This is a genomic window from Streptomyces sp., assembly GCF_050698815.1.
Lineage (GTDB): Bacteria > Actinomycetota > Actinomycetes > Streptomycetales > Streptomycetaceae > Streptomyces.
On the sequence record NZ_JBOHCV010000396.1, the window covers coordinates 1 to 9,628 of the forward strand.

The 9,628-nt window shown below is 71.5% G+C and carries 7 protein-coding genes and 1 pseudogene; 3 read left to right on the forward strand and 5 right to left on the reverse strand.

Annotated elements, in window-relative coordinates:
* The 5 genes from ACRDP3_RS14525 to ACRDP3_RS14545 all read right to left on the reverse strand — a co-directional run.
* Nucleotides 1-1,598 (reverse strand): ABC-F family ATP-binding cassette domain-containing protein (locus ACRDP3_RS14525; RefSeq protein WP_431517346.1); only part of this gene is annotated, 1,598 nt, incomplete at its 3' end.
* Nucleotides 1,599-1,748: 150 nt separating this feature from the next.
* Nucleotides 1,749-2,627 carry an EamA family transporter gene (locus tag ACRDP3_RS14530; protein WP_431517347.1) on the reverse strand — a complete coding sequence of 293 codons (879 nt, stop codon included), beginning with the start codon at nucleotides 2,625-2,627 and terminating at the stop codon, nucleotides 1,749-1,751.
* Nucleotides 2,624-3,130, reverse strand: a complete 507-nt coding sequence (locus tag ACRDP3_RS14535) for a YbaK/EbsC family protein (RefSeq protein ID WP_431517348.1) — start codon at nucleotides 3,128-3,130, stop codon at nucleotides 2,624-2,626. Before ACRDP3_RS14535 ends, ACRDP3_RS14530 begins: the two co-directional genes overlap by 4 nt.
* 172 nt (nucleotides 3,131-3,302) lie before the next feature.
* Complete coding sequence (locus tag ACRDP3_RS14540) at nucleotides 3,303-4,943, reverse strand: penicillin-binding transpeptidase domain-containing protein (RefSeq protein ID WP_431517349.1); 1,641 nt, start codon at nucleotides 4,941-4,943, stop codon at nucleotides 3,303-3,305.
* A 175-nt stretch (nucleotides 4,944-5,118) separates the two neighbouring features.
* Nucleotides 5,119-6,840: a dolichyl-phosphate-mannose--protein mannosyltransferase gene (locus tag ACRDP3_RS14545; protein WP_431517350.1), complete on the reverse strand. Its 1,722-nt coding sequence runs from the start codon at nucleotides 6,838-6,840 to the stop codon at nucleotides 5,119-5,121.
* Nucleotides 6,841-6,954: 114 nt separating this feature from the next.
* On the opposite strand from ACRDP3_RS14545, the gene rsmI reads away from it, so the two are divergent.
* The 3 genes and pseudogenes from rsmI to ACRDP3_RS14560 all read left to right on the forward strand — a co-directional run.
* Nucleotides 6,955-7,839, forward strand: a complete 885-nt coding sequence (gene rsmI, locus ACRDP3_RS14550) for a 16S rRNA (cytidine(1402)-2'-O)-methyltransferase (protein WP_431517351.1) — start codon at nucleotides 6,955-6,957, stop codon at nucleotides 7,837-7,839.
* 466 nt (nucleotides 7,840-8,305) lie between these two features.
* Entirely contained in the window at nucleotides 8,306-9,142 is an 837-nt protein-coding gene (locus tag ACRDP3_RS14555) for a TatD family hydrolase (protein WP_431517352.1), read from the forward strand.
* Nucleotides 9,143-9,353: 211 nt separating this feature from the next.
* Nucleotides 9,354-9,628: pseudogene (locus ACRDP3_RS14560) on the forward strand (hypothetical protein); the annotation flags it as partial.

The following is a 9,628-nucleotide window of genomic DNA, read 5'->3' on the forward strand; positions in this document are numbered from 1 at the left end:
GCGGCGGACGCGGCTCCGGCGGACCCCGCGGGCGCGGGGGCCGGTGCCGCATCCCGCTGGCGCGCCCGCCGCTCCAGGTACTCGTCGATGCCGCGCGGCAGCATCCGCAGCGTGCCGTCCCCCAGCAGCGCGAACACCTTGTCGGTGGTGCGCTCGATGAGGAACCGGTCGTGGGAGATCACGATCAGCGAGCCCGGCCAGCCGTCCAGCAGGTCCTCGAGCTGAGTCAGGGTCTCGATGTCGAGGTCGTTGGTCGGCTCGTCCAGGAACAGCACGTTGGGCTCGTCCATCAGCAGCCGCAGGATCTGCAGCCGGCGGCGCTCACCGCCGGAGAGGTCGCCGACCGGCGTCCACTGCTTCTCCTTCACGAAGCCGAAGCGCTCGCACAGCTGCGAGGCGCTCATCTCCCGGCCCTTGCCGAGGTCGACGCGCCCGCGCACCTGCTCGACGGCCTCCAGCACCCGCAGACCGGGGTCCAACTCGGCGACCTCCTGCGAGAGATACGCCAGCTTCACCGTCTTGCCGACCTTGATACGGCCGCCGGTGAGCAGTTCCGACTGCCGCTCGCCGCCGCTGCGCGCGGTCTCCTCGAGGGCCCGCAGCAGCGACGTCTTGCCCGCGCCGTTGACCCCGACCAGGCCGATCCGGTCACCGGGGCCCAGCTGCCAGGTCAGGTGCTTGAGCAGCACCTTGGGCCCGGCCTGTACGGTCACGTCCGCCAGCTCGAAGACGGTCTTGCCGAGCCGGGAGTTGGCGAACCTCATCAGCTCCGCGCTGTCCCGCGGCGGCGGTTCGCTCGCGATGAGGTCGTTGGCCGCCTCGATGCGGAAGCGGGGCTTGCTGGTACGGGCCGGGGCGCCGCGACGCAGCCAGGCCAGCTCCTTGCGCATCAGGTTCTGCCGCTTGGTCTCCTCCTGCGAGGCGATCCGCTCCCGTTCGGTCCGCGCGAAGACGTAGTCGGAGTAGCCCCCTTCGTACTCGTGCACGGCTCCGCGCTGCACGTCCCACATCCGCGTGCACACCTGGTCCAGGAACCAGCGGTCGTGCGTCACACAGACCAGCGCCGAACGCCGCGCCCGCAGATGCTGCGCGAGCCAGGCGATGCCTTCCACGTCCAGGTGGTTGGTGGGCTCGTCGAGCACGATCAGGTCCTGCTCGGAGATGAGCAGCTGGGCCAGCGCGATGCGGCGCCGCTCGCCGCCCGAGAGCGGGCCGATGACGGTGTCCAGGCCGTGCGCGAAGCCGGGCAGGCCGAGTCCGCCGAAGAGGCCGGTCAGCACGTCGCGGATCTTGGCGTTCCCGGCCCACTCGTGATCGGCCATGTCGCCGACCACCTCGTGCCGTACGGTCGCGGCCGGGTCCAGCGAGTCGTGCTGCGTGAGCACCCCCAGCCGCAGGCCGCCCGCGTGCGTCACCCGGCCGTCGTCGGCGGGCTCCAACTTGGACAGCAGCCGGATCAGGGTGGTCTTGCCGTCCCCGTTCCGCCCCACGACGCCGACCCGGTCGCCCTCGCTCACCCCGAGCGAGATGCCGTCGAGCAGCGCCCGGGTGCCGTAGACCTTGCCCACGGCTTCCAGATTGACGAGGTTGACTGCCATCTCACTCCTGTTGCGCGCTCCGAGCCGTTCAGCCTTCCAGGTTAGGGCGTGTCCGGAGCGCCCGGACCCGTCGGGCCCGCGCTCTGCCCGCTCGGGCTTGCCCCCGCGGGCCCGCACGGGTCCACTCGGGCCCGCTCAGGCCCGCCCGGCTCAGCCGCCGTGCAGCATCAGCGCTATGCCGCCGACCATCAGCACCGAGGCGGCCACCCGCGGAGCACCGAAGCGCTCCTTGAGGAAGAGCGCCCCGATGGCCGCGCCGGCGATGATCGAGGACTCGCGCAGGGCCGCGACCGGCGCGAGCGGTGCGCGGGTCTGCGCCCACAGGACGAGGCCGTAGGCGAACACCGACAGCGCGCCGCCCAGCAGGCCGCGCACCGCGACGGGGCGCAGCTGGGCGGGCAGCGCGCGGCGCCGGGTGACGAGCGCGTAGGCGGGAATGGCGAAGCCCTCCAGCACCATCAGCCAGGCGATGTAGCCGAGCGGTGAGCCCGAGGCGCGCACTCCGGCGCCGTCGACGACGGTGTAGGAGGCGATGGCGAGGCCGGTGGCCATGGCCGCGATCAGCGCGGGCCGCTGCGAGCCGCCGGAGCCGGTACCGGTCCCGGTCCCGGTGCCCTTCCTGCGGATGCCCCACAGCGCGACCCCGACCAGACCGGCGGAGGCGACGGCGACACCCGTCAACTGCCAGGCGTCCGGCCACTCGTGCAGGAAGACCGCGGCGAGAACCGTGACCACCAGCGGTGCGGTGCCGCGGGCGATGGGATACATCTGCCCGAAGTCCCCGAGCCCGAACGACCGCATCAGCAGCAGCTGGTAGACGACGTGCAGCACGGCCGACACCAGCAGCGGGGGCCAGGCGGCGGCTGCTGGTACGGGCGCGAAGCAGGCCAGCACCAGCCCGCACAGCAGCCCGCCCGTCCCGACGAGGGTGAAGGCGAGCAGCTGGTCCTTGATCTGGTGCGCCAGCGCGTTCCAGGAGGCGTGGGTGACCGCGGCGAGCAGCACCGCGGTCACGACCAGCGGGGTCACAGCGCGTCGGCGGGCTGTTCGCGTACTTCGGTGAGGGAGCCGCGAGCGTGGGTGATCAGAGTCTTGGGGGCGAGCGCGAACACCGTGTGCGGGGTGCCGGCCGCGGCCCAGACGGTGTCGTGGCCGAGCAGCCCGCGGTCGGCGAGCACACGCAGTTCGGTGACGTGCCCGAAGGGAGGTACGCCGCCGATGGCGTACCCGGTCGCCCGGCGGACCAGATCGGCGTCGGCCCGTCGCACGGCGCCGGCGCCCAGTTCCGCCCGTACCAGCCGCACATCGACCCGCGAAGCGCCGTCCATCAGCACCAGCACCGGTTCGCCGTCGGCCTCGAAGATCAGCGACTTGACGATCTGGCTCAGCTCGCAGCCGATCGCCTCGGCGGCCTGCGCGGCGGTGCGGGTGGCGTCCGGGAAGGCCCGGATCTCGGCGTCGCCGATGCCGAGGTCGTCCAGGGCGGCGGCGAAGCGGGGGTGGGCAAGCTGCTGGCGGGACTGGTCGGTCATGGCGGAGACGCTACCGGCCGCCGCGTGACGCACGCGAAGAGGTTTCCGTACGACGGCCGGCCGCCCGCTGCGGATGTGAGGCAACGCACAGGGAGCGGCGCCCCTGTTGAGGGGCACCGCTCCCTGTGGGCGAGCGTCCTGCTGCCTTCGGCGGGATCAGCCCGCGCAGGTATCAGCCCGCGGCGTCCAGGACCTTGCGGACGACCGGGCCGGCGTTCTCGCCGCCGTGCCCCGAGGCGGGAACCACCGCGGCGACCGCGATGTCGCCCTTGTAGGCGGTGAACCAGCCGTTCGGCTTCTTCTGGCCGTCGACCTCGGCCGAGCCCGTCTTGGCGCCGACGTCGCCGCTGAGTCCGGCCATCGGCTCCGCGGCGGTACCGCTGGCGGCCGTCAGCTTCATCAGGCCCTTCAGATCATTGTTGACCTGCGGCTTCATGGTGCGTGACGCCTTAGCGAGGGTCCGGTCGTCCAGCGACGGGGAGACGATCACCGGCTGCCTGAAGGTGCCGCTCTGCACGGTCGCCGCGACCGACGCCATGTTGAGCGGGTTCATCCGCACGCCGCCCTGGCCGATCAGCGAGGAGGCCATCTGGGCGTCCGACTGGACGGGCACGCTGCCGTCGAAGGTGCCGGTGCCCACCTGCCAGTTCTGGCCGATGCCGAAGACCTCCCGCGCCTCCTTGGTCAGGTCGTCGTCCTTCAGCTTCTTGGCCTGGGTGATGAAGGCGGTGTTGCAGGAGCGGGCGAAGCTCTGCGCGAACGTGCCGTCCTTGATCTCGAACTTGTCGTCGTTGCGGAACTTCCAGCCGCCGTACGTCGAGTACTTCGGGCACGGGTGCGCCTTGCCCGGCGAGGCGAGGCCCTTGTCGAGCAGCATCGCGCTGCTGATCACCTTCATGGTGGAACCCGGCGCGAGGGAGCCGCGCAGCGCGTTGTTGAAGCCGTCGGCGGGCGAGTTGGCGATGGCCCGCAGCTCGCCGGTACTGGGCTGGACGGCGACCGCGGAAGCCTTCGGCTTGCCCTTCACGGCCTGCTCGGCGACCACTTGCAGCTTCTTGTCGATGGTGGTCTTCAGCGTGCCCGGCGTGCCCTTGGAGAGGGTGCGCAGGGTGGTGCCGGTGTCCTTGCCCTTGGCGTCGACGATGCGGGTCTCGACGCCCGGCCGGCCGTCGGTCTTGTCGCCGTACCGCTTGCGCAGGTCGTCCAGGACGCTGCCCAGCATGGGGTGGGCTTCCTTGGTCAGCGGGGCGCCGTTGCGGTCGACGGCCTTTATCGGCGGGGTGCCCGCCTTGCCGGTCTTGATGGACTGACCGGTCTTCAGCTTCGGGTTCAGCACCGTCGGCTTCCAGTTGACGACGGCGTCACCGGTCTTCTCGTCCCGCACGACCTCCAGCGCGGAGTCGTACGACCACGCGGAGCGCTGCTGGCCGTACGCGATCTGCGCGTTCACGCCGAACGGCACCTGTGAACCGGAAGCGGAGCGCGGCGACAGCGCGACCTTGGAGATGCTCGCGCCCTGGCGGAAGCCCTTCAGCGCCAGCGCGGCCTGCGACTTGTCGTTCGTAAGCTCGGCGGCCTTCGCCGTGTTCCCGGCGGACCACGCGGTCAGGAACCGCTGGGCCGTCGTGCGGACCTCCGCCGCGCTGGGCGGCCCCTTCTTGACCTCCTTCCGGTTGCCGTCGTCGGAGGACGTCACACTGCCGTTGCCGTCGTCGCTCTCACCTCCGACGAGGGCGTAGACGCCAAAGCCGGTGCCGCCGACGACAACGGCGGCGACGCCGCCGATCAGCGCCATCTTCTGAGTGTCACGCATCTGAGAATCTGCCCCTCCACCCCGCCCCGGCCGACGCGGCCGGGGACCTGTCCGACGCACCCTAGGGCACGCGCGTCACCTCCCGTGCCCCGGTATACCCCTTAAAGGGCATATGGAGGAGAAGTGGATTCGAGGATTCACCTGATTCGGGCCGTGCGTTTCCGCACAGCGGCACTCAGATCCAGGTGTCGAACCACATACGGTGACGCCACGACTCCATAGGGATGGTCTGTCCCGTGTAGATGGGCCAGAAGTAGATGAAATTCCACACGATGAGCAGAACGAGCACACCCGAGCCGACGATCCCGGCCGTGCGTCTGCGTTCGTGCACGCCCGGCGGGCCGGCCAGCGCACCGATCATCATCGCCAGCGCCAGGCACAGGAACGGCACGAAGACGACCGCGTAGAAGACGAAGATCGTGCGCTCCTGGTACAGGAACCAGGGCAGGTAACCGGCCGCGACACCGCACAGGATGGCGCCCGCCCGCCAGTCGCGCCGCAGCAGCCAGCGGTAGAGCACGTAGAGCAGCGCGAAGCAGCCCGCCCACCACAGCAACGGAGTGCCCATCGCCAGCACTTCGCGGGCGCAGCCCTCCGCCTTGGACGTGCAGCCGTCCTGGCCCGCCTTCGGCGACTCGTAGAAGTAGGAGACGGGACGCCCGAGGATCAGCCAGCTCCACGGATTGGACTGGTAGGTGTGGCCGGAGGTGAGGCCGACGTGGAAGTCGTAGACCTGCGACTCGTAGTGCCACAGGCTGCGCAGCGGGCCCGGGAGCCAGCCCCACGGCCCGGCCGATCCGGCCTTCTCCGCCCAGTCCCGGAAGTATCCGCCGGAGGTGGCGAACCAGCCGGACCAGGAGGCGAGGTAGGTGCCGAACGCGACCACGACGAGGGAGAGGAACGCGGTCGGAGCATCGCGGCGCGCCATGCTCCACAGGGGCCTCGGCGCCCCGGCCGTACGGCGGGCGCCCATGTCCCACAGGACGGTGAGCAGGCCGAAGGCGGCGAGGACGTAGAGACCGTTCCACTTGGTGGCGAAGCCGAGCCCGAGACAGAGTCCGGCGGCCAGCCGCCACGGCCGCGGGCCGAAGCGGAACCGGGCGCCGACGTCCGGGTCCGGGCGTCCGCCCGGGGCGCCGTCCGCGGGCAGGGCGCGGGCAAGTCGCGCCCGGGATCTGTCCCGGTCCACCAGCAGCGCGCCGAAGGCCGCCAATACCCAGAACATCAGCACCAGATCGAGCAGCGCGGCACGGCTCATCACGAAGTGCAGCCCGTCCACGGCCATCAAGGCGCCCGCGAGACAGCCGAGCACGGTGGAGCGGAAGAGGCGCCGCCCGATCCGGCAGAGCATCAGCACCGAGAGGGTGCCGAGCACGGCCGGCATGAAGCGCCAGCCGAAGGGGTGCAGGCCGAACAGCCACTCGCCGATGCCGATGATCCACTTGCCGACCGGCGGGTGGACGACGTACGCGCCCTCGGGCGAGAGGGGAATCCGCTGCGGGTCGGCGAGGATGCGGTCGTTGGCCTTCTCCGGCCAGCTGCCCTCGTAGCCGTACTGGAAGAGGGACCAGGCGTCCTTCGCGTAGTACGTCTCGTCGAATATCACGGCGTGCGGTGAGCCCAGTTGCCAGAACCTGAGCAGCCCCGCGAGGAGCGCGATCAGCAGCGGGCCGCCCCACGCGGACCAGCGCGCGAGGCGCGTGGCGAGCAGCGGTGAGAAGCCGAACACGGCACCGAGGCGCAGGTCGGGCTTCGGGAACGGCGGCACCAGGCGTTCCCGGGTGCCGGCCCGGGGGCGTCCCGCGTAGCCGAAGCGGCGCAGCCGGGCCTGCCATGTGGGCAGGCTGTCGGAGGTCTCCGCGCGCTGGACCGCCGCCGCGGTGTCACTGGTCGTCACCGGGACATCGTAGGGAACGCGCCGGTGCGCCCGGGGCAGCACTCGAACTCCGCGCCGGGAGGGGCGCGTGAGCGGTGGCGGGGTGCGGGCGGCGGTGCTGGGAGGATGGGGGGCGTGACTGGGAAGCTCGTACTCGCCGGGACGCCCATCGGGGACGTCGCGGACGCACCGCCGCGGCTCGCTCGGGAGCTCGCGGAGGCCGACATCGTCGCCGCCGAGGACACCCGGCGGCTGCGGCGGCTCACTCAGGCGCTCGGAGTGCGCCCCGAGGGGCGGGTCGTGTCCTACTTCGAGGGCAACGAGGCCGCCCGTACACCCGAGTTGGCCGACGCCCTCGCCGAGGGGGCGCGGGTGCTGCTGGTGACGGACGCCGGGATGCCCTCCGTCTCCGACCCCGGGTACCGGCTGGTGGCGGCGGCGGTGGAACGGGGCATCGGCGTCACGGCGGTGCCCGGTCCGTCCGCCGTGCTGACGGCGCTGGCGCTCTCGGGGCTGCCCGTCGACCGGTTCTGTTTCGAGGGCTTCCTGCCACGCAAGGCGGGCGAGCGCCTCGCCCGGCTCGGCGAGGCGGCGGGCGAGCGCCGCACACTGGTGTACTTCGAGTCGCCGCACCGGCTGGAGGCCACGCTGACCGCCATGGCGGAGGTCTTCGGCGCGGAGCGCCGCGCGGCGGTCTGCCGGGAGCTGACGAAGACCTATGAGGAGGTCAGGCGCGGCCCGCTGGCCGAGCTGGCGGCCTGGGCGGCGGAGCGGGTACGCGGTGAGATCACCGTCGTCGTCGAGGGTGCCGCGGCGGCGGGTACGGAAGAGCTGGACGCCGGCGAACTGGCGCGCCGGGTCGCGGTGCGCGAAGAGGCCGGGGAACGCCGCAAGGAGGCGATCGCGGCGGTGGCGCGAGAGGCGGGTGTGCCCAAGCGCGAGGTCTTCGACGCGGTGGTGGCCGTGAAGAAGGGTGCGCACGGGCAGGTTGCGCAAGACCGCCGGACAACAGACGGGTAAAGCCCCTTACGGAAAAGGCAAAGAGGGGCCGGGAAAAAGGCCGCTTTTCCTATGCCCAGGCCAAATTCGGGCCAAGAGACGTATCCGGCTGCTGCGCATTTCCCGGCCGCGCAGTCCACTGATAGGTGTGACCATCAGCCTGGAATGAGGTGCTGAGATGGAGCACTCCGGATCGAGCGTTCACGAGGCCTACTCCTTCGCCTGCATGCGCTGCGGGCACGGCTGGGAGCAGGAATTCGAGATCAGGCATCTCGAATATTCCGACGGCACTCCCTACATCACATACCACACGGAGGGAAAGCGGGTTCCCTCACCGATCAAAAACCCCACGTGCATCAATTGCGACGGGCATCTGGTGCGGATCATGCAGGCCGGCCGCGTGGCCGGCGCACGGGTCAAGCGGCTTCCGAGACCGGCCAGGCGGCCCGCGAACGGAGCGTCACCGGGGGCGCCCTAGGATCGCGGCATGCCGCATTCCACGCCGTCGCAGCAGCAGCCGGCGCCCCCGCTGCCCGAGCCGCTCCGGGTGCCGGTCGCCGATTCGCACACGCACCTCGACATGCAGGAGCCCTCCGTCGCCGAAGCGCTGGCGGCGGCCGCCTCGGTCGGCGTCGAAACGGTCATTCAGGTCGGCTGCGACCTGGAACGTTCCCGCTGGGCCGCCGAGATCGCCGCCGCGCACCCTTCGGTGCACGCCACGGTGGCCCTGCACCCCAACGAAGCGCCGCGGGCAGCGGACCGGGGCGAACTCGACGCCGCCCTCGCGGAGATCGAGAAGCTGGCCGCGCTGCCCCAGGTGCTCGGCGTCGGTGAGACGGGCCTGGACTACTTCCGTACCGGCGAGGACGGCGTCGCCGCCCAGCAGTACTCCTTCCGCGCCCACATCGCCATCGCCAAGCGGCAGCAGCGCGCACTCGTCATCCACGACCGCGAGGCCCACGCCGACGTACTCCGCATCCTCGAGGAGGAGGGCGCACCCGAGCGCACCGTGTTCCACTGCTACTCCGGGGACGCCGAGATGGCCCGGCTCTGCGCCGCCAAGGGCTACTTCATGTCCTTCGCCGGAAACGTCACCTTCAAGAACGCACAGCCGCTGCGCGACGCCGTCGCCGTCGCACCTCCCGAGCTGCTGCTGGTGGAGACCGACGCGCCCTTCCTGACCCCGGTGCCGTACCGCGGACGGCCTAACGCCCCCTACCTCGTTCCGGTCACGCTGCGCGCTATGGCCGCGACGAAGGGGATGTCCGAAGAGGCGCTGGCAGCGCACGTCGCGGCCAACACGGCGCGCGCCTTCGGCTACTGAGGTCGGCCATCGGCACGACCCGCGCGACCGGTCCGGCAGCACGACGATGACGCTGTGTGGTCGAGCCACTTTGGAGAGTGACGCGCACTCGGTTAAAGTCCCCGCGCCATCCCGCCGGACTTTGGAGTGCGTCGTGAGCCAGTCGCAGGGAAGTCATCGCGCGGTGCGCGGTGGCCGCGGTACACGCGGCCGTTCGGCACCGCCGCCGCGCGTGCCCGAGCAGGCCTCCGCCGGATACGGGGCGTACGGCGGGAACCAGTACGGCGGGGATGGCGGGAGTGGCGGGGACGCCGGGGACGGCTGGTATCCGGCCCGCACGGCCCGGGTGCCCGGGCCGGCACCGTACGCGCCGCCGTACCAGCAGCCCTACGGCCGGCCGTACGTGCCGGAGCCCGGCGCGTTCGCGCGCCCCGAGCGTGACGTCGACGACCTCGACACCTACGACTCCTACGACCCGTACGACACCTACCGCCCCGCCTACGAGGC

Bases quoted from the DNA above. Each gene is read 5' to 3' on its own strand.
- ACRDP3_RS14535 (WP_431517348.1), bottom strand. From the start codon at position 3,130: ATGACCGACCAGTCCCGCCAGCAGCTTGCCCACCCCCGCTTCGCCGCC.
- ACRDP3_RS14540 (WP_431517349.1), bottom strand. From the start codon at position 4,943: ATGCGTGACACTCAGAAGATGGCGCTGATCGGCGGCGTCGCCGCCGTT.
- ACRDP3_RS14555 (WP_431517352.1), top strand. From the start codon at position 8,306: ATGCCGCATTCCACGCCGTCGCAGCAGCAGCCGGCGCCCCCGCTGCCC.